The following is a 19644-nucleotide window of genomic DNA, read 5'->3' on the forward strand; positions in this document are numbered from 1 at the left end:
TCGCTGATCGGCGGTAATCGCCTTGGCCCCTTCCGGGGTCGAACCCAAGCGCTCTTTGCGAACCTGGTCGACCCAACGGCGCAAGGCAGTAGGGCCAATATCCAGAGTGGCACAGACCTCAGGAACTGACTGGCCTTCGTCCAGCACCATGCTGGCAGCTTTGAGCTTGAACTCACTGGAATAAGATTTACGCATAGCCAAACACCTCAGATTTGGGCGCCATCATAGCGCCCGATTGAAGTGTCCAAAATCATTAGGCCAGTTCAAGCCCGCTCCCACAACGCCGGCTCAGGTAATCGGCGCCGGGTTGAACAGGGTGATGTCGTTGAACAGTTTGTGCTGTTCTGCCCAGGTCTTTTTCTTGCCGCTGGCCACGTCCAGGTAGTAGTGGAACAGCTCCCACCCCAGCTCCTCGATCGAGGCACGACCGGTGGCGATGCGCCCAGCGTCGATGTCGATCAGGTCCGGCCAGCGCTGGGCCAGCTCGGTGCGGGTCGAGACCTTCACCACCGGCGCCATGGCCAGGCCGTACGGGGTGCCACGGCCGGTGGTGAACACGTGCAAGTTCATCCCCGCCGCCAGTTGCAGCGTGCCGCAGACAAAGTCACTGGCCGGTGTGGCGCAGAAGATCAGGCCTTTTTGCTTGAACCGCTCGCCCGGGCCGAGCACGCCGTTGATCGCGCTGCTGCCGGACTTGACGATCGAGCCCAAGGATTTTTCGACAATGTTCGACAACCCGCCCTTCTTGTTGCCCGGCGTGGTGTTGGCGCTGCGGTCCGCCTCGCCCTTGGCCAGGTAACGGTCGTACCAGTCCATTTCCCGCACCAGTTCCTGGGCGACTTCCCGGGTTTGCGCCCGGGAGGTCAGCAGGTAGATCGCATCGCGCACTTCGGTGACTTCGGAAAACATCACCGTCGCCCCGGCGCGCAGCAACAGGTCCGAGGCATAGCCCAGGGCCGGGTTGGCGGTGATGCCGGAAAACGCATCGCTGCCACCGCACTGCATGCCCAGGATCAACTCCGACGCCGGCACGGTCTCGCGACGACGCTGGTCGAGTTTCTTCAGGCGGGTTTCGGCCAGGTCCATGATCTGCTCGATCATTTCCGTGAAGCCGTGGCTGGAGTCCTGCAAGCGATACAACCACGGCTCGCTGAGGTCCACCGAGCTGTCGTTGTCGTGCATCACCTGCCCGGCCTGCAATTTCTCGCAGCCCAGGCTGATGACCAACGCCTCGCCCCCCAGGTTCGGGTTGCGCGCCAGGTTGCGCACGGTACGGATCGGGATGTACGCGTCGGTGGCGGTGATTGCCACGCCGCAGCCGTAGCTGTGGGTCAGCGCCACCACGTCGTCGACGTTCGGGTACTTGGGCAGCAACTCGTCCTTGATGCGCTTGACCGCGTGGTCCAGCACACCGGTCACGCACTGCACCGTGGTGGTGATGCCCAGGATGTTGCGCGTGCCCACGGTACCGTCGGCGTTGCGATAGCCTTCGAAGGTATAGCCCTCGAGCGGTGCATCGGCCGCCGGCACGTCGGTGGACAGCGGCAGGCTGTCCAGCGGCGGCGCGGTGGGCATGCGCAGCTGGTCTTCCTTGACCCAGCTGCCACGGGGGATCGGTTGCAGCGCGTAGCCGATGACCTGGCCGTAGCGAATCACCTCGCCACCCTCAGGGATGTCCTGCAGGGTGACCTTGTGGCTCTGCGGCACGAAGTCCACGGTGACCAGGCCGTCCGGGAATTCGGTCCCGGCCGGTACGCCCTGGTCGTTGACGACGATCACGACGTTGTCCCGCTCATGCAGGCGGATGTAACGTGGCGAATCGGCATGTTCAATCAATTGCATTGACGCCGCTCCTTCAGGATTTAGCTTCGGACAGACTGGAGACGTCGGCATCCTTGGCCGTAGGTTCCTTGAGTACGACGCGCTTGATCGGCCCGACGATGACCAGGTAGCTGAACACCGCCACCAGGGCATTGCAACCGACGAATACCAGCGCCCACTTGAACGAACCGGTGGCACTGATGATGTAGCCGATGACGATTGGCGTGGTGATCGAAGCCAGGTTGCCGAAGGTGTTGAACAAGCCACCACTGAGGCCGGCGATCTGTTTCGGCGAGGTGTCGGACACCACGGCCCAGCCCAGTGCGCCCACGCCTTTACCGAAGAATGCCAGGGCCATGAAGCCCACCACCATCCATTCGATCTCGACGTAGTTACAGGCCACGATGCTGCTGGACACCAGCAGGCCGGCAATGATCGGCGCCTTGCGGGCGAAGGTCAGCGAGTGGCCCTTGCGCAGCAGGTAGTCGGAGATCACCCCGCCCAGCACGCCGCCGATGAAACCACAGATTGCCGGCAAGGACGCGATGAAACCGGCCTTGAGGATGGTCATGCCACGTTCCTGCACCAGGTACACCGGGAACCAGGTCAGGAAGAAGTAGGTGATGCCGTTGATGCAGTATTGGCCCAGGTACACGCCGAGCATCATGCGGTTGGTGAGCAGTTGGCGGATGTAGTCCCACTTCGGACCGTCACCCTTGGCTTTCTTGCCCTTGTCCTGGTCCATGTCGACCATCGCGCCGTTGGCGGCGATGTGATTGAACTCGGCTTCGTTGATCATCGGGTGCTGGCGCGGGCTGTAGATCACCTTCAGCCAGATCAGCGAGAACACGATGCCGATGATGCCCATCACGATGAACACGTGCTGCCAGCCGAAGCGGTAGACGATCCAACCCATCAGCGGAGCGAACAACACGGTGGCGAAGTACTGCGCCGAGTTGAAGATCGCCGAGGCGGTGCCGCGTTCTGCGGTGGGGAACCAGGCGGCGACGATACGGGCGTTGCCCGGGAAGGACGGCGCTTCGGCCAGACCCACCAGAAAGCGCAGCATGAACAGGGCAACCACGGCCGTGGACATGCCGAATTCACCCACATAGCCTTGCAGCACGGTGAACAACGACCAGGTGAAAATGCTCAGGGCGTAGATTTTTTTCGACCCGAACCGGTCGAGCAGCCAACCGCCGGGAATCTGCCCGGCCACGTAGGCCCAACCGAAGGCGGAGAAGATGTAACCGAGGGTGACGGCATCGATGCCGAGGTCTTTTTGCAGGCTGGAGCCTGCGATGGCGATGGTGGCACGGTCGGCGTAGTTGATCGTTGTCACCACAAACAGCATGAGCAGGATCAAATAGCGGACGTGTGTCGGCTTGGTCGCTTGCATGTAAAAGTACTCCCACTATTTATTTTTATGCGGGTCAGCAGATTGTACGGCCAGGCTGGATCACCAGCCCGGCCGGTGTTGCAGTTACGATCCGATGTAAGAGGTCTTCACCACCGTGTAGAACTCTTGCGCGTAGCGACCTTGCTCACGCGAACCATAGGACGAACCCTTACGCCCGCCGAACGGCACGTGGTAATCCACGCCGGCGGTCGGCAGGTTGACCATCACCATGCCCGCCTGGGAATGGCGCTTGAAGTGGTTGGCATACTTCAGCGACGTGGTGGCGATACCGGCCGACAGGCCGAACTCGGTGTCGTTGGCCATCGCCAGCGCCGCCTCGTAGTCGGCCACGCGCACGACGTTGGCCACCGGGCCGAAGATCTCTTCGCGGCTGATGCGCATCGAAGCTTCGCTGTCGCTGAACAAGGTCGGCGCCAGGAAGTAGCCTTCGGTGTCGCACGTCACCAGGCCGCCACCGCTGACCAGCCGCGCACCTTCGCTCTGGCCGATGTCGATGTACTTCAAGTCCTGGTCGAGTTGAGCTTGGGAAACCACCGGGCCGATGTCGGTGCCGGCCTTCAACGCATGGCCGACCTTGATCGACTGCATGCGCTCGGCCATCGCCGCGACGAACTTGTCGTGGATACCGGCGGTGACGATCAGGCGGCTGGAAGCCGTGCAACGCTGGCCGGTGGAGTAGAACGCGCTCTGCACCGCCAGCTCGACGGCCTGCTTGAGGTCGGCGTCGTCGAGGATGATCTGCGGGTTCTTGCCGCCCATTTCCAACTGCACCTTGGCTTGGCGCGATACGCAGCTGACGGCGATCTGCCGACCCACGCCCACGGAACCGGTGAAGCTGATGCCGTCGACTTTCGGGCTGTTGACCAGGATGTCACCGACCACACGGCCGCTGCCCATCACCAGGTTGAACGCACCGGCCGGGAAGCCGGCGCGGGAAATGATTTCCGCCAGGGCCCAGGCGCAACCCGGTACCAGCTCGGCGGGCTTGATCACCACGCAGTTGCCGTAGGCCAGGGCCGGGGCGATTTTCCACGCCGGGATGGCGATCGGGAAGTTCCACGGGGTGATCAGGCCGACCACACCCAGGGCTTCGCGGGTCACTTCGACGTTGACGCCCGGGCGCACCGACGGCACGTAGTCGCCGGAGAGGCGCAGGCATTCACCGGCAAAGAATTTGAAAATGTTGCCGGCGCGGGTCACCTCGCCAATGGCTTCGGGCAGGGTCTTGCCCTCTTCGCGGGCCAGCAGTTGGCCGAGCTCTTCGCGGCGGGCGAGGATCTCGCTGCCGACTTTGTCCAGCGCATCGTGACGCGCCTGAATGCCCGAGGTCGACCAGGCCGGAAAGGCGGCGCGGGCCGCTTCGATGGCGGCGTTGACTTGCGCTGCGTCAGCCTTGGCGTATTCACCGATGACATCGGACAAATCGGACGGGTTGATGTTGGTGCAATAGTCGGCACCGGCTACCCACTGACCGTTGATGTAGTTATCGAAACGCTTTGCATCAGTCACGGATGCTCTCCTCACAAAAAGCCTTACGCAAAAAGCCGCTGATTGCTCAGCGGCTTTGTCGGGTCTGTTACTGCTTGCCTTGCTTGTCGATCAGCGCGGCCAGGGCTTCGTATTCTTCCGGCAGCAGGTCGGTCAGCGGCGTGCGCACAGGACCGGCGTCATAGCCAACGATCTTCGCGCCGGCCTTGACGATGCTCACGGCATAACCGGCCTTGCGGTTGCGGATGTCCAGGTATGGCAGGAAGAAGTCGTCGATGATCTTGCCGACGGTGTCGTGATCGTCGCGGGCAATGGCGTGGTAGAAGTCCATCGCGGTTTTCGGGATGAAGTTGAACACCGCCGAGGAGTAGACCGGCACGCCCAGGGCCTTGTAGGCCGCGGCGTAGACTTCTGCGGTCGGCAAGCCGCCCAGGTAGCTGAAGCGATCGCCGAGGCGACGACGGATCGACACCATCAGTTCGATGTCGCCCAGGCCGTCCTTGTAGCCGATTAGGTTCGGGCAACGCTCGGCCAGTTGTTCCAGCTGGTTGGCGTTCAAGCGGCAGACGTTGCGGTTGTAGACCACCACGCCGATCTTCACCGATTTGCACACGGCTTCAACGTGGGCGGCAACGCCGTCCTGGCTGGCTTCGGTCAGGTAGTGCGGCAGCAGCAGCAGGCCCTTGGCGCCCAGGCGCTCGGCTTCTTGAGCGTATTCGATGGCCTGGCGGGTCGCACCGCCGACACCGGCCAGGATTGGCACGCTGGTCGCGCAGGTATCGACAGCGGTCTTGATGACTTGCGAATACTCACTGGCGGCCAGGGAGAAGAATTCACCGGTACCGCCGGCTGCGAACAAAGCAGAGGCGCCGTACGGGGCCAGCCACTCGAGGCGCTTGATGTAGCTGTCGCGATTGAAATCGCCTTGGGCAGTGAAATCGGTGACCGGGAACGACAGCAGGCCAGACGAGAGGATGGACTTCAGTTCTTGTGGATTCATTATTCGAACACCCTGGGACGCAATGTATGTATGAGAGAGTTAAGCTTCGGCCAGAAGTTGTAGGTCATCGTACAACTTAAATAACCTGCGTCAACTGCATTTCGTCATCGAAGGGTAAAAAAGCCTGACGGACCGTTCGTCAGCACTGTCGACTCTGTCAGTAGGCAGCCTTTCGGGAAGCAGGCATAACCGGCAGGTGGCCGTTCCATACCCATGAACGCCCTGACATCTCGAAGGACCCGCCGAACGGCCACTCGCAACCCGCAGTCCTGGCTCCTTCCTGTAGGTTTCACAATGGCCTTATTGCCGTGAGCCACCCGTGCGCGATGGTCACGGCCGACCTCATCGGGAGCGACACCATGACGACGACATTCGAGAAACCCACGCTCAAGGATTTTCCAGCCGCCTCGGCCAGCGGGGAGGCGACGGTGAGCCTGTCGAAGGCGGGCAAGGCACTGACCGTGCAGATCCCGGACTCTGATATCTCACCCTACTCGTCCGTGCACCTGACCTTGGGCGCGGCCTCGAAACCGCCGGAATGGACGGGCAATCTCGAACCCATGATGGTCAACAAGACGCCCGAAACGCACCCGGATGACTTCGAGGTGGCGGAACTGCGCAAGGGCGTAACCCTGACGGTGCCCGGCGACACGCTGAAGGCGTTCAGCGGCCGGTTGGTTGAACTGCGCTACATGTTCACCTACGAGAGCGGCGGGGCCGATACGTCCAAGCCACTGAACGTGCGATTCAAGGCATAAGGCCAACATCCAAATCACCACCGTCCCCCGTGGCGAGGGAGCTCGCTCCCGTTGGGCTGCGCAGCAGACCTTCTCGGTGGGTGCTGCGCGCCCAAGCGGGAGCAAGCTCCCTCGCCACGGGTATTTGGGTTGTCTGGGGGATGGGGATACTTTCGGCCCGGGGGAGCCCTGCCCTTCTAGCCCTGGGCTTGCGCCTCTTCATGGGCCTGGCGCAGGCGCTCGCGGCTGTTGGTCAGGTGCAGGCGCATGGCGGCGCGGGCGGCGTCGGAGTCCTGGCGGGCGATGGCTTCGTAGATTTCCTCGTGCTCGCGGCTCAGGCGGTCCATGTAGTGCTGCTGGTCGTCGTGGGCCAGGCGCGCCGAGTTCAGCCGGGTGCGCGGGATGATGCTGGTGCCCAGGTGGGTCATGATGTCGGTGAAGTAGCGGTTGCCGGTGGACAGGGCGATTTCCAGGTGGAAGGCGAAGTCCGACGCCACCGCGTCGCTGGCATGAGCCGCGCTTTCCTTCAACGCGTCGAGGGCGGCGCGCATGGTCGCCAGTTGCTCGGCGCTGCGGCGTTGCGCGGCCAGGCCGGCGGATTCCACCTCCAGGCTGATGCGCAATTCCAGGACCGCCAGCACGTCACGCAAGGTGACCACCGTGGCCGGGTCGATACGAAAGCCGCTCGGGCTCGGCGTGTCCAGCACGAAGGTACCGATGCCATGGCGGGTTTCCACCTGGCCGGCGGCCTGCAACCGGGAAATCGCCTCGCGCACCACGGTGCGGCTGACACCATGGGCTTCCATGATCGCCGACTCGGTGGGCAATTTATCGCCACGCTTGAGCAGACCGTCGCGAATCTGCTCGGTCAGCACCGTCACCAGCTCCTGCGCCAGGCTGCGGCGCTTGCGGGGAAGGCGGGGTATGTCGATCGGGTTTTCCATGGGGCTCATGTCTCGGAAAGCGGCTGAATGCGCATCATGATAGCGCAACGTGGTTGTACGATCACCGTGGGGTGCAGCGAGTCCGTTTTGTTTGAGCCAGGCAATGGACCGGGCGGCCTTCATCGCGAGCAGGCTCGCTCCCACATTGGAGCAGTTGCGTACATTAGCATCCGGCTCACCACAAAACCCCTGTGGGAGCGAGCTTGCTCGCGATGGCGGTGAGTCAGCCACATCAATATCAACTGATCCATCGCTATCGCGAGCAAGCTCGCTCCCACAGGTTTTGAGTGTTTATGCTGTCACGACATGCTCCATCAGTTGGCCATTTTCGATACGCACATGTCGCAGATGGAATCGTTTCAAACTGCTTCGATGCCCGACGCTGACGATACTCAGGCCCGGCAGTTGGTCGATCAACGCCTGGTACAGCGTTGCCTCGTCCTCTTCATCCATCGCCGACGTCGCTTCGTCCATGTACAGCCATTGCGGTGCGTACAGCAATGCACGGGCGAAGGCCAGGCGTTGCTGCTCGCCCGGGGACAGCATGCGCTGCCAGTGATTGCTTTCGTCCAGGCGCGCGATCAGGTGCGGCAGGCGGCAGGTTTCCAGCACCTGTGCATAACGTTCGTCGGGGTAGACGTCGCCGGCCTGTGGATAACTCAAGACCTCACGCAGGCTGCCAATGGGCAGGTAAGGCTTTTGCGGCAGGAACAGGTAGCGCGCCGAAGGCAGCAGGATGCTGCCCTGCCCGGCCGGCCACAGATGCCCCATCGCGCGGAACAAGGTGGATTTGCCACTGCCCGAACGACCGCTGAGCATCACCCGCTCACCCGGCGCCACCGTCATGTCGGCGTTGCTGAGCAGATGCCGACCGTCAGCCAGGTCCAGTCCCAGGTTGTGCACTTTCAGCACGCTGCCCTGGCTCTGCACATCGATGGCCGGCACGCGTTCCTCGTTGTCGCTCATGGCCTGGCGGAAACTCAGCAGACGATCGCAGGTGGCGCGCCACGCGGCGAGGTCGGCGTAGGCGCTGATGAACCAGCTGAAATTCTCCTGCACATTGCCGAAAGCCGAGTTGATCTGCATGAGCTCGCCCAGCTGGATCTTGCCGGCGAAATAACGCGGTGCCGCGACGATGAACGGGAAGATGATCGCGATCTGGCCGTAGCCGGAGGTGAAGAAGGTCAAGCGCTTGGACACCCGCATGATGTCCCAGAAGTTGTGCCAGACCAGCCCGAAACGTCCGCTCAAGCGACGATTCTCATTCGGCTCGCCGTTGTACAACGCAATGCTCTCGGCGTTCTCGCGCACCCGCACCATGGAAAAACGCAGGTCGGCTTCGAAGCGTTGCTGGTTGTTGTTCAGGCCGATCAGCCGGCGACCGATCAGGTGCGTCAGCCAACTGCCCACCGCGGCATAGATCAGCGCGGCCCAGAACATATAGCCAGGGATGGTGTAGCCGAACACTTCGATGCTGCCCGACACGCCCCACAGGATGATCGAGAACGACACCAGGCTGACCACGGTACGCAGCAGCCCCAACCCCAGGCCCAGGGTGTTGGTGGTGAAGCTGTTGAGGTCTTCGGAAATCCGCTGGTCGGGGTTGTCGGTATAGCCGCCCTGCTCCAGGCGGTAGTAATTCTTGTGGCTGAGCCAGCGGGCGAAATGCTGCTCGGTGAGCCAGGCCCGCCAGCGGATGGTGAGCATCTGCGTGAGGTACAAGCGGTACACCGCCCCGAGGATCGCCACCGCCGCGATGCCGCAGAAGTACAGGATCAATTGCCAGAACGCCGCACTGTTCTTCTCTTGCAGGGCGTTGTAGAAATCCTTGTACCAACTGTTGATCCACACCGAAATCGCCACGCTGAACAGCGACAGTGCGATGACGGCGATCAACAACGTCCAGGCCTTGCCCTTCTCCTCACTGCGCCAGTACGGCGTGGTCATTTGCCAGACACGGCGGAAAAACTGCCCGCGCACCGCGTCATTGACCGCGGAATATTCAGCGTTCTGATTCATGGTTAAGGCTCGATAGAAAAAAGAACAGACTCGGGCCGATCATAGTGCAACGGCCCGATTGACCGCGAGGGTGTGGACACCATCTGTTCAGCGCAGGTTCAGCGACGCACGGGGCGCTTCTGCAATTTGCGCTGCAAGGTCCGCCGGTGCATGCCCAGGGCGCGGGCGGTGGCGGAAATATTGCCTTCGTGCTCGGTCAGCACCCGCTGGATGTGCTCCCATTGCAGGCGGTCGACCGACATGGGGTTTTCCGGCACCAGGGTGTCGAGGTCGGCATGTTCGGACAGCAGCGCCGCCAACACATCGTCAGCGTCCGCGGGCTTGCACAGGTAGTTGCAGGCGCCGCGCTTGATGGCCTCGACCGCGGTGGCGATGCTCGAATAGCCGGTGAGGATCACCACGCGCATCTCCGGGTCCAGCTCCAGCAACTTGGGCAGCAGCACCAGACCCGAATCGCCGTCCATCTTCAGGTCGAGGGCGGCGTAGTCCGGCAAGTCGGCCTGGGCGAGGGCCAGGCCTTCTTCGGCGGAACCGGCCGTGCTCACGCGAAATCCGCGGCGGGACATGGCCCGAGCCATGACGCGGGTGAAGGTGGCGTCGTCATCGACCAGCAACAGGTGCGGCAGCTCTTCGCCGTCGACTTGGATCTCGTCACTCATGTTTCGTCTCCTCGGTCGGCATGGGGCAGGCGCAGCTCGGTGAGCGTGCCGCCGCTCTCATGGGGGTAGAGTTTCACCGAGCCGCCGGCGCGTGTCACGCTGGCTTTGCTCAAAAACAGGCCCAGGCCCAGGCCTTTGCCCTTGGTGGTGTAGAACGGTTTGCCGATCTGCTCGGCGATGGCCAGCGGCACGCCCGCGCCGTGGTCTCGAATGCTGATGGTCAAATCGAAGGCATTCCAGTCCAGCGTCACTTCCATGCCTTCGGGGCAGGCATCGGCGGCGTTGTTCAGCAGGTTCAGCAGTGCCTGGGTCAGGTCCGGCGGTGGCGCCATGCGCGGCACTGGCCCCTGGCCCAGACGTTGGAAGCGATAGCTGGCTTCGGGGCGCATCAGGTGCCAGCGGTTCAAGGCTTCGTCGAGCCAATCGGTGACATCCTGCATGTCGATGGCCAACCGACGATTGGCCTCGGCGGCCCGCACTAGGTATTGCAGGGTTTCCTTGCAGAGCTTGACCTGGTCCTGCAGGACGCTAAGGTCTTCCTGCAGTGCGGGATCAGGATGATCCTGCTGCATTTCCTTGAGCAGCACGCTCATGGTCGCCAATGGCGTGCCCAACTCGTGGGCGGCACCGGCGGCCTGGGTCGCCACGGCCAGCAACTGCTCGTCCCGCAGGCCCTCTTCACGACGAATGGCCCGCAGTTCTTCCTGGCGCCGCAACTCTTCGGCCATGCGCGCGGCAAAAAACGTGATGACCGCCGCGGCCAGGGCGAAGCTCAGCCACATGCCGTAGATCTGCAGGTTTTCCCGGGCGATGGGGAAGGTTTCCAGGGGATAGAAGCGCACCAGCAACAAGGTGTACAACGCCAGGGCGATGCCGGAAAGAATCAGCGAAAAACGCCACGGCAGCGTCACGGCGGCGATGGTCAACGGCACCAGGTAATAAGACACGAAAGGGTTGGTGGAGCCGCCGGAGAAGTACAACAGCGCGCTGTGGATGAACAGATCGCCGGCCAGTTGCACGGCGTATTCCAGCTCGGTCACCGGCCACGAGGCACGCAAGCGAACCGCCGTCAGCGCGCACAGCACCGAGGAGCAAACCAGCGTGATCGCCAGTTGCAGCCAGGGCAACGGCAGCAGGTCGAACCAGTAGGCGAGCCCCACCGAACCGGCCTGGGCAGCCAGGACCAAAATGCGGATGAACGTCAGGCGCCAGAGATTCTGGCGAGAGGCAGAAGTCAGTTGCAAAGGGGCGAGCATGAGCTCTCCTGATGAGTGCTCCAGGCGAATCGCACGGAGTATAACCAACGCACGGGTTGCGCAGACAAGTGTGCGGCAAAGCGCCACAGCTTAATGCTGACCCACCGCTCCCCGTGGCGAGGGAGCTTGCTCCCGCTGGCCTGCGCAGCGGGCCCAACCATAAACAAGAGCAGGACAGGTAAACCGCGGGTATCGGGTTCGCGTCTGCTACGCAGCCGAGCGGGAGCAAGCTCCCTCGCCACAAAGGTGCTTCATTGGCCTTATGCATCTGTATAGAAGTTGTAACTGTGCGAACCGGATCGCAGCAGCTAGAGTCTTATCGTTCACGCAGGCCCGGACCTCATCCCTGCGCATCATCTCAAGGAGCTTTCATGCACACGTTCAGTCGCCACGTCGCCCTGCTCGCCCTCAGCCTCGGCACGGTCGCCAGCCTGCCGGCCCTGGCCGCCGATGAGCTGCACTACAACCAGATCTCGCTGCGCGCCGAAGCCAGCCAGGAAGTGGCCCGCGACCTGATGATCGTCACCCTCTACACCGAGGAACAGAACACCGACCCGGCCAAGCTCGCCGCCGCCGTCAGCACCACGCTGAACAAAGCCATCGGCCAGGCCAAGCAGGTCAAGGAGATCACCCTGCGCCAGGGCAGCCGCAACAGCTACCCGATCTACGACAACAAGGGCGGGAAGATCACCGGCTGGCGTGAGCGCGCCGAACTGCGCCTGGAAAGCGCCGACTTCGCCGCCCTGTCCAAACTCACCGGCGAGTTGCTCACCGACATGAAGATGGGCGGCATGGACTTCGCCATCTCCACCGCCACCCGCCAAAGCAGCGAAGACGCCCTACTCAAGGACGCCGTCAACGCCTTCAAGGCTCGCGCCCAACTGGCCACCGAGGCCCTGGGCGGCAAGGGCTACAAAATCGTCAGCCTGAACCTCAACAGCAACGGTTATCCACAACCCTACCTGCGCGCGCCGATGATGATGAAAGGCGCCTCCATGGACGCGGAATCCGTGACGCCTGAAGTGGAAGCCGGCACCAGCCAGGTGAGCATGACGGCAGACGGGGCGATTGAGGTTTTGATGCAATAGGAATGAGCAGAGCGTGGGAGCGCCTCCACGGACGCTCCACGTTCGGCTTTTTTTAACCACAGAGCATGTCTGCAGCCCTTCCCTCTGCGCATAGAAACGATCGACGCACTCGTTTCATCTCAGCAAAGCCACGACCGAACGGGCGAGGTCGATGAACAGTTCATCGTCTTGCGCATCGAAATCACCATCCCCGTCGGCGTCTCCCTTTACGTTGACCTTGTCATACTTTCCGTTCTTCGATGAAGAAGAAACCGAAGTCGAAAAGTCCAGTTCCTTGCCCGTGTAGAACTCCAACAGCACTTCAGGGCTGCTGTCGCGATCAAGGTCGTCAATTGAAATACGGATTTCTTTAGCCGCCATCACACACCTCTTCCATTGAATGAGTTCGGTACAACGCCGTTACAGGGATACCGCGCAACGGTGCTCACCATACTAACCACACACCCTGGGCGGTCTACTGTCAGAACTGTCAGGTGGATGAGCACACAGGTAGCTCATGACACCTGTGGCGAGGGAGCTTGCTCCCTCGCCACAGGACAGTGCTGGCTTAACCCTGAGTAGCCGGCGCCTCAAGCTGGTCCAGCGCCTTGTCCACCAGCAACTGGCACAACTCCACCAACTGCTGAATCCCCAACGCCACACTGCGCCGCGTGCCGTCCACTTCGAAGGCCAGATCCTCGGCCATGGCCTTGACCGAGGCCAGGGTTTCGCAGGTGCTGGCCAGCAGCGTATCGGTGTCGGCCTTGGCGGTGACCGAGAACAGGCTGTCGATGCGCGAGTCGGAGGGGGTATCCGCTGTGGGTTCTGGATCGAGGTAATGGTTCAGTGCACGCTCGGCGGCGGCGCGGTCTTTGAGGAGGTCTTCGAGGGTGTCGAAGCCGCAAAGGGGGGTGGTTTTATTGAGGGGTGGGTCGGGGATCAACTTGTCCATGTGTAGTTCCTACTTAAGGGATTGGAGCCATCCCAGTGTCGTTTCCACGCGACAGTAAGGTGGCAGCGGTACGCGGGGTGGAAATACCGGTTAGTAGGACCCGGCCAGACCGAAGCCTGCCCACGCACAGCTGCCGGGAAGCAGTTTGCAGACGAAATAAGACGTCGGCAACACTGTTCAGCCATGCCACTACTAATATCGGGTTTCCACGCCCGGTCGCTGATTTGGCAGCGACAAGCAAAGACTAGAGACCCCACTTCCGACGGACAACCTTAAAAACTCGTGAGACGTTTCGTTTCGGGGCAGGCGATCCGTCCGACATTCCAGAGTGATCTCTACTCATCCACACGTGGCGAGGGAGCTTGCTCCCGCTGGGTTGCGAAGCAGCCCCCAAAAAACGGACCCCAATAAAAAATTTGACATCAACAAAAACCACGTGCGAACTTTGTCCACGTTTTATGGAATGTGGACAGACAGAGATTTTTAGGCCGTGAAAAGTCAAGACATTTTATTGATGTACAAGATGACCAGCCTTCATGCGCAGGAAAACATGTCGCCAACTGGCAGCCAAACGGTAGCCTGGGGCGGCCTTTCCTTCATTGATTTGCTGGCAGATGACTTCATCCCAAAACGGGAATTTGTCATCTCCACGGGACCTGAAAAATCGTGGGACAACTTGGAGGTCGCCATAAAAGCGATCATCGATGCAGACTCGTTTCCCTGGGAGGGATGGGACGCCGACGATGATCTCCCTCGAAAAACACCTGCCGGCAAATGGGAAGACCGCTACACCTTGAGGGCACTGGCCGAGTCGCTGGGCTTGAGCAAAAGCGAGATATCGAACTCAATCTTCCGGTGCCGGGAGGCAGGCCTTGTAACCAACGATTATGAAACGTCCCTGCCCAAAGTTAATCGCCTCGCACTCCTGGAGATCACCGAGCATGCATTGAAGTACTTTTTTCCAGTCAAACCGGGCGCCTTGGTAAGAGGAATTCCAACAGGATTCGCGGCACCCGTGCTTTCCAAGCACTTGAAGAGCGCCGGACAGAACATTCACGTATGGCCTGATCCCCATGGAACAGAGCGCGGGCAGGCCGTAGAGCCGATCTACAAGACAGTGCCTGACGCCGTAAAGAACGACCGCACCCTCTACCACTATCTGGCTTTGGTGGACTCCATTCGCCTGGGGGGGCCTCGCGAAGCCGGTGTCGCCATTCAACTCCTTAAAAAAGGTATGGGTCTTTGAGCGCTGCCTTGGATCACAACTACGAAATGTTGAGCATCGTCGCAGAAGGATTGGGCGAAGCGTTGCTGAAGGAGGTCGCTTTCGTCGGCGGCTCTACAACCTGGCTACTGTGTACTGACGAGCTCGTGCTGGACGACATCCGCAGCACCGATGACGTTGACCTGGTCATCGAGTTGGGCGGCATCGCTGACTGGCAAAGACTCACCGAGCGCCTGGCAACAAAGGGTTTCAAGATTAGCGCAGAGCACAGCGATGTAACATGTCGATTCAGGTTCAACGATGTCAGTGTTGATGTCATGCCTTCCGTTAAAGAAATACTCGGTTATGAAAACCGCTGGTTCGTGGATGGGCTGGCGAACGCAGATGTCGCCATACTACCCAACGGTCTTGCGATCAAAGTGTTCAAGCCAACCTATTTCGTCGCTACAAAGCTTGAAGCATTCAAGGGCAGGGGTAACGGCTACGCGTACCACAAAGATGTCGAAGACATCATCCTCCTCGTAGACGGTCGAGAAAGCTTACTGGAAGAGGTCAGCCAGGCAGTTGAAGAACTAAGGACCTATATTTCAGCAGGCATTGCCGATTTGCTGGCTCTCAGCTCTTTCGAATATGTTATCGAAAGCCTGCACTCAGTCAGGGCAAACCCAGGTCGAGGCAAGCTGATTTACCAGCGCCTGAAGAAACTGAGCACCTTCAAGTGATCTACTCGATCCGGACTGTGAAAGGACAGGCAACAGAGGCAAACAGAGACTGTGCAGCAGCAATGCTCGACGGAACACGAGGATTATTCGTCGTCGCTGACGGAACATCCAAACCGGGCAGCGGCCAACTCGCACAGGCGCTGATCGACCAGATACTCAAGCGATATGCCGAGAAAATAGCCGATGGCTGTTCGGATAGCAGTCATGAAGACGCCGCGGCCTTGCTTAAAGGTGTACTGAACGATGTACACCACGAACTCTTTTCAACCGCACATACAGGATCAGTGTGTTATCTAATCGGCGTCGCCACCAGGGGACTGCTCACCATCGCTTACGAAGGAGACTGCTGTGCTGGTGTCGCTTGCTCCGGCGCCCCAATCACATGGTTCACGACACCTCACTGCCTCGCCAATTGGCGGCGTGATCGCGACCACAGACAACTTGCAACAGATCCAGGGCGACACCGGATAAGCCGGAGTTTCAAAGCGCGAAGAAATCCAGACCCGGAAATAGTCACTCGATCGACCATTGAAGGTGAAAAACTGGTGTTCGCAACCGACGGCTTCTGGGCTGAGCTAGATGATGGGACACAGGTTCATCTACTGGACACTCAATGGCTCGACCCTAGCGATGTCCACGACGACGCTTCCTGGATCGTCGTTCAGATCCAGACTTGATATCCGCACTGACAGCGGTATATCCAAACCCACCAGTCCCCCACACTTTTGGCTATTTCCCCCACCCCGCCCCAACCGCTACCCTTCGGAAAATCGTCATCACCGCCAAGGGATTTCATGGACCGGACTACCTTCAAACCACTTCTACTCACCCTCGCCCTGATCAGCGGCGCGCCCATGGCCCAGGCCGCCACCACCCTGGTCTACTGCTCCGAAGCCAGTCCCGCCGGGTTCGATCCCAGCCAATACACCAGCGGCACCGACTTCGATGCCTCGGCCGAAACCGTCTTCAACCGCCTCACCCAATTCAAGCGCGGCGGCACCGAAGTCGAGCCGGGGCTGGCGACTAGCTGGGACGTCTCCACCGACGGCCTGGCCTACACCTTTCACCTGCGTAACGGCGTGAAATTCCACACCACCGACTATTTCACCCCCACCCGCGACTTCAACGCCGACGACGTGCTGTTCACCTTCCAACGCCTGCTCGACCCCCAGCACCCGTTCCGCCAGGCCTACCCCACCGAGTCGCCGTACTTCACCGACATGGGCCTGAACACCACGATCAAAAGTGTCGAGAAAGTCGACGAACACACCGTGCGCTTCAACCTGAACAACGTCGATGCCGCCTTCGTGCAGAACCTGGCGATGAGCTTCGCCTCCGTGCAGTCCGCCGAATACGCCGCGCAGTTGCTCAAGGAAGGCAAGGCCGGCGACCTCAACCAGAAGCCCGTCGGCACCGGCCCGTTCGTGTTCAAGCGTTACCAGAAGGATTCGCAGATCCGCTACGCCGCCAACACCGCGTACTGGAAACCCGAGGACGTGAAGCTCGACAACCTGATTTTCTCGATCACCCCCGACGCCGCCGTGCGCCTGCAGAAGCTCAAGAAGAACGAGTGCCAGGTCAGCGGCTATCCACGCCCGGCCGACATCGAGGTGATGGAGCAGGACCCGAACCTGCAGGTGCTCAAGCAACCGGGTTTCAACCTCGGTTTCCTGGCCTACAACGTGACCCACCCGCCCCTGGACCAGCTCAAGGTCCGTCAGGCCCTGGACATGGCCATCGACAAGCCGGCGATCATCAAGGCCGTGTACCAGAGCGCCGGCCAGCTGGCGCAGAACGCCCTGCCGCCGGCGCAATGGTCGTTCGACCCGAGCATCCAGGATGCGCCTCACGACGTGACCAAAGCCCGGGCGCTCCTCAAGGAAGCCGGGGTTGCGCCGGGTACTACCATCAATTTGTGGGCGATGACGGTGCAGCGCGCGTCCAACCCCAATGCACGGATGTCGGCGCAGATGATCCAGCAGGATTGGGCCAAGATCGGGATCAAGGCGAACATCGTCAGCTACGAATGGGGCGAGTACATCAAGCGTGCAAAAAATGGCGAACATGACGCAATGATTTACGGCTGGACCGGCGACAACGGCGATCCGGACAACTGGCTGGGCGTGCTCTACAGCTGCGCGGCGGTCAAGGGCAGCAACTACGCCAAGTGGTGCGACCCTGCTTATGACCAATTGATCCAGCAGGCCAAGGTCTCCACCGACCGCCAGCAACGCATCGACCTGTACCGCCAGGCGCAGAAGATCCTCAAGCAACAGGTGCCGATCACGCCCATCGCCAACTCCACGGTCTTCCAGCCGATAAACAGGAAAGTGGTGGATTTCAAACTGAGTCCATTCGGGCTTACACCCTTCTACGGCGTGGGTTTGACGAAGTGATACCCGCCCCAAACCGGTGCGCAACGGCGTCGCGACGCACCGGCAAGGGGCGCGTTTGACGCCAAAAAAACGCCCGCAAACGGTCAACCGCGTCAGAAGTTACACGAATGCGACATTAAGGTACGTTCGTGCCACTGTTTCAGACTTGCGACCGCTCTGGATCTTGCATTGGGTATGGGGCCTGCATAAGTATCCGCAGGACGACTCACGAGGTCGCCCTCTAATCCAAAAATGACAACAAATCATGAGGCCAACATGCTTAAACACGCGGTCATTCCGTTTTTAGTCGGCGCAAGCCTATTAGCCAGCGCACCCTTCGCCCAAGCCGCGACTAACCTGGTGTTCTGCTCCGAAGGGAGCCCAGCCGGTTTTGACCCTGGTCAGTACACCACCGGAACCGACTTCGACGCCTCTGCTGAAACCATGTTCAACCGCCTGACCCAGTTCGAGCGCGGCGGCACCGCCGTGATTCCTGGCCTGGCGACCAAGTGGGATATTTCCGAAGACGGCCTGACCTACACCTTCCACCTGCGTGAAGGCGTCAAGTTCCATACCACTCCGTACTTCAAGCCGACCCGCGAATTCAACGCCGACGACGTGTTGTTCACCTTCAACCGGATGATCAACAAGGACGACCCGTTCCGTAAGGCTTACCCGACCGAATTCCCGTACTTCACCGACATGGGGATGGACACCAACATCACCCAGATCGATAAAGTCGACGACCACACCGTCAAGTTCACCCTCAAGGATGTCGACGCCGCGTTCATCCAGAACATGGCCATGAGCTTCGCCTCGATCCAGTCCGCCGAGTACGCCGCGCAGCTGCTCAAGGAAGGCAAGGCCAGCGACATCAATCAGAAACCGGTCGGCACTGGTCCGTTCGTGTTCAAGAGCTACCAGAAAGACTCCAACATCCGCTACACCGGCAACAAGGACTACTGGAAGCCTGAAGATGTGAAGATCGACAACCTGATCTTCGCCATCACCACCGACCCATCGGTGCGTATCCAGAAGCTGAAGAAGAACGAGTGCCAGGTCACCCTCTTCCCACGCCCTGCCGACCTCAAGGCCCTGAAAGACGACAAGGCCCTGAAGATGCCCGACCAGGCCGGCTTCAACCTTGGCTACATCGCCTATAACGTGATGGACAAGATCAAGGGCAGCAACGAGCCGAACGTGCTCGCTGACCTGAAGGTCCGCCAGGCACTGGACATGGCGGTCAACAAGCCACAGATCATCGACTCGGTCTACCAGGGCGCCGGCCAGCTGGCGGTCAACGCCATGCCACCGACCCAGTGGTCCTACGACACCACCATCAAGGACGCCAAGTACGACCCTGAGAAAGCCAAGGCGCTGCTCAAGGAAGCCGGCGTCAAGGAAGGCACCAACATCACCCTGTGGGCGATGCCGGTCCAGCGTCCGTACAACCCGAACGCCAAGCTGATGGCCGAGATGCTGCAGTCCGACTGGAAGAAGATCGGCCTGAACGTCAACATCGTCAGCTACGAATGGGGCGAGTACATCAAGCGTTCCAAGGGCGGCGAGAACCAGGCGATGATCATAGGCTGGAGCGGTGACAACGGTGACCCGGACAACTGGCTCAACGTGCTGTTCGGCTGCGACTCGCTGGCCGGCAACAACTTCTCCAAATGGTGCGACAAGAAATTCGACGGTCTGGTCAAGGAAGCCAAGCGCACCACCGACCAGGCCAAGCGCACCGAACTGTACAAACAGGCACAACACGTCCTCAAGGATGCCGTGCCGATGACACCTATCGCTCACTCGACGGTGTATCAACCCATGCGCGCCAACGTGCAGGACTTCAAGATCAGCCCCTTTGGCTTGAATTCCTTCTACGGCGTCAGCGTCAGCAAATAAAGCGATCTGTGGCGAGGGAGCTTGCTCCCGCTGGGCCGGTCCGACGCTTCTGGCGTG

General features: G+C 60.6%; 18 protein-coding genes. 7 read left to right on the forward strand and 11 right to left on the reverse strand.

Annotated elements, in window-relative coordinates; translation table 11 throughout:
- From AD664_RS07105 to kdgD, 5 genes are all read right to left on the reverse strand, one after another.
- Positions 1 to 195: transposase (locus AD664_RS07105; RefSeq protein ID WP_157061549.1), on the reverse strand; the 195-nt coding region annotated here is incomplete at its 3' end.
- Positions 196 to 288: 93 nt separating this feature from the next.
- Positions 289 to 1842, reverse strand: coding sequence for a galactarate dehydratase (gene garD, locus AD664_RS07110; protein ID WP_047738305.1), 1554 nt, complete (start codon positions 1840 to 1842; stop codon positions 289 to 291).
- A gap of 13 nt (positions 1843 to 1855) precedes the next feature.
- Positions 1856 to 3220 carry an MFS transporter gene (locus AD664_RS07115; protein WP_042731717.1) on the reverse strand — a complete coding sequence of 455 codons (1365 nt, stop codon included), beginning with the start codon at positions 3218 to 3220 and terminating at the stop codon, positions 1856 to 1858.
- Between the two features lie 84 nt (positions 3221 to 3304).
- Positions 3305 to 4750 carry an aldehyde dehydrogenase family protein gene (locus AD664_RS07120; RefSeq protein WP_053145562.1) on the reverse strand — a complete coding sequence of 482 codons (1446 nt, stop codon included), beginning with the start codon at positions 4748 to 4750 and terminating at the stop codon, positions 3305 to 3307.
- 67 nt (positions 4751 to 4817) lie between these two features.
- Complete coding sequence (gene kdgD, locus AD664_RS07125) at positions 4818 to 5729, reverse strand: 5-dehydro-4-deoxyglucarate dehydratase (RefSeq protein ID WP_042731719.1); 912 nt, start codon at positions 5727 to 5729, stop codon at positions 4818 to 4820.
- Positions 5730 to 6088: 359 nt separating this feature from the next.
- Here kdgD and AD664_RS07130 point away from each other — a divergent pair, with 359 nt between their 5' ends.
- A complete protein-coding gene (locus AD664_RS07130) occupies positions 6089 to 6487 on the forward strand; it encodes a hypothetical protein (RefSeq protein ID WP_083454159.1) in 399 nt (132 codons plus the stop codon).
- Between the two features lie 176 nt (positions 6488 to 6663).
- Here the strand turns inward: AD664_RS07130 and AD664_RS07135 are convergent, their stop codons facing one another.
- The 4 genes from AD664_RS07135 to AD664_RS07150 form a co-directional block, all read right to left on the reverse strand.
- Entirely contained in the window at positions 6664 to 7410 is a 747-nt protein-coding gene (locus AD664_RS07135) for a FadR/GntR family transcriptional regulator (protein ID WP_172679703.1), read from the reverse strand.
- A gap of 291 nt (positions 7411 to 7701) precedes the next feature.
- Complete coding sequence (locus tag AD664_RS07140; protein WP_053145566.1) at positions 7702 to 9429, reverse strand: ABC transporter ATP-binding protein/permease; 1728 nt, start codon at positions 9427 to 9429, stop codon at positions 7702 to 7704.
- Positions 9430 to 9527: 98 nt separating this feature from the next.
- Positions 9528 to 10088: a response regulator transcription factor gene (locus AD664_RS07145; protein ID WP_042732380.1), complete on the reverse strand. Its 561-nt coding sequence runs from the start codon at positions 10086 to 10088 to the stop codon at positions 9528 to 9530.
- Positions 10085 to 11344 (reverse strand): ATP-binding protein, encoded by a 1260-nt coding sequence (locus AD664_RS07150; protein ID WP_053145568.1) that lies wholly within the window; start codon positions 11342 to 11344, stop codon positions 10085 to 10087. The genes AD664_RS07145 and AD664_RS07150 overlap by 4 nt, the downstream gene beginning before the upstream one ends.
- 371 nt (positions 11345 to 11715) lie before the next feature.
- Here AD664_RS07150 and AD664_RS07155 point away from each other — a divergent pair, with 371 nt between their 5' ends.
- Positions 11716 to 12432 (forward strand): SIMPL domain-containing protein, encoded by a 717-nt coding sequence (locus AD664_RS07155; RefSeq protein WP_053145570.1) that lies wholly within the window; start codon positions 11716 to 11718, stop codon positions 12430 to 12432.
- 114 nt (positions 12433 to 12546) lie between these two features.
- On the opposite strand, the gene AD664_RS07160 is transcribed toward AD664_RS07155, so the two are convergent.
- Both AD664_RS07160 and AD664_RS07165 read right to left on the reverse strand, forming a co-directional pair.
- On the reverse strand, positions 12547 to 12792 hold the full coding sequence (locus tag AD664_RS07160) for a hypothetical protein (protein ID WP_053145572.1): 246 nt from the start codon (positions 12790 to 12792) through the stop codon (positions 12547 to 12549).
- 187 nt (positions 12793 to 12979) lie between these two features.
- Complete coding sequence (locus tag AD664_RS07165; RefSeq protein WP_053145573.1) at positions 12980 to 13363, reverse strand: DUF6124 family protein; 384 nt, start codon at positions 13361 to 13363, stop codon at positions 12980 to 12982.
- 490 nt (positions 13364 to 13853) lie between these two features.
- On the opposite strand from AD664_RS07165, the gene AD664_RS07170 reads away from it, so the two are divergent.
- The 5 genes from AD664_RS07170 to AD664_RS07190 all read left to right on the forward strand — a co-directional run bounded on the left by AD664_RS07170 (position 13854) and on the right by AD664_RS07190 (position 19587).
- Complete coding sequence (locus AD664_RS07170; protein WP_053145575.1) at positions 13854 to 14609, forward strand: hypothetical protein; 756 nt, start codon at positions 13854 to 13856, stop codon at positions 14607 to 14609.
- Positions 14606 to 15310, forward strand: a complete 705-nt coding sequence (locus AD664_RS07175) for a hypothetical protein (protein ID WP_053145577.1) — start codon at positions 14606 to 14608, stop codon at positions 15308 to 15310. Before AD664_RS07170 ends, AD664_RS07175 begins: the two co-directional genes overlap by 4 nt.
- The gene (locus tag AD664_RS07180) at positions 15307 to 15987 is read left to right on the forward strand and encodes a serine/threonine protein phosphatase (RefSeq protein WP_053145579.1); all 681 of its coding nucleotides are present in this window, start codon (positions 15307 to 15309) and stop codon (positions 15985 to 15987) included. The genes AD664_RS07175 and AD664_RS07180 overlap by 4 nt, the downstream gene beginning before the upstream one ends.
- Before the next feature lie 117 nt (positions 15988 to 16104).
- A complete protein-coding gene (locus AD664_RS07185) occupies positions 16105 to 17706 on the forward strand; it encodes an ABC transporter substrate-binding protein (RefSeq protein WP_053145581.1) in 1602 nt (533 codons plus the stop codon).
- Between the two features lie 255 nt (positions 17707 to 17961).
- Complete coding sequence (locus tag AD664_RS07190; RefSeq protein WP_042732602.1) at positions 17962 to 19587, forward strand: ABC transporter substrate-binding protein; 1626 nt, start codon at positions 17962 to 17964, stop codon at positions 19585 to 19587.
- Positions 19588 to 19644: the final 57 nt, after the last annotated feature.

It is taken from the genome of Pseudomonas sp. P97.38, from assembly GCF_001269745.1.
GTDB classification, from domain to species: Bacteria; Pseudomonadota; Gammaproteobacteria; order Pseudomonadales; family Pseudomonadaceae; genus Aquipseudomonas; species Aquipseudomonas chlororaphis_E.

Coding starts and splice junctions, on each gene's coding strand:
- AD664_RS07150 (WP_053145568.1), bottom strand. CDS start 11,344: ATGCTCGCCCCTTTGCAACTGACTTCTGCCTCTCGCCAGAATCTCTGG.
- kdgD (WP_042731719.1), bottom strand. CDS start 5,729: ATGAATCCACAAGAACTGAAGTCCATCCTCTCGTCTGGCCTGCTGTCG.
- AD664_RS07165 (WP_053145573.1), bottom strand. CDS start 13,363: ATGGACAAGTTGATCCCCGACCCACCCCTCAATAAAACCACCCCCCTT.
- AD664_RS07140 (WP_053145566.1), bottom strand. CDS start 9,429: ATGAATCAGAACGCTGAATATTCCGCGGTCAATGACGCGGTGCGCGGG.
- AD664_RS07155 (WP_053145570.1), top strand. CDS start 11,716: ATGCACACGTTCAGTCGCCACGTCGCCCTGCTCGCCCTCAGCCTCGGC.
- AD664_RS07130 (WP_083454159.1), top strand. CDS start 6,089: ATGACGACGACATTCGAGAAACCCACGCTCAAGGATTTTCCAGCCGCC.
- AD664_RS07115 (WP_042731717.1), bottom strand. CDS start 3,220: ATGCAAGCGACCAAGCCGACACACGTCCGCTATTTGATCCTGCTCATG.
- AD664_RS07160 (WP_053145572.1), bottom strand. CDS start 12,792: ATGGCGGCTAAAGAAATCCGTATTTCAATTGACGACCTTGATCGCGAC.
- garD (WP_047738305.1), bottom strand. CDS start 1,842: ATGCAATTGATTGAACATGCCGATTCGCCACGTTACATCCGCCTGCAT.
- AD664_RS07190 (WP_042732602.1), top strand. CDS start 17,962: ATGCTTAAACACGCGGTCATTCCGTTTTTAGTCGGCGCAAGCCTATTA.
- AD664_RS07145 (WP_042732380.1), bottom strand. CDS start 10,088: ATGAGTGACGAGATCCAAGTCGACGGCGAAGAGCTGCCGCACCTGTTG.
- AD664_RS07135 (WP_172679703.1), bottom strand. CDS start 7,410: ATGGAAAACCCGATCGACATACCCCGCCTTCCCCGCAAGCGCCGCAGC.
- AD664_RS07185 (WP_053145581.1), top strand. CDS start 16,105: ATGGACCGGACTACCTTCAAACCACTTCTACTCACCCTCGCCCTGATC.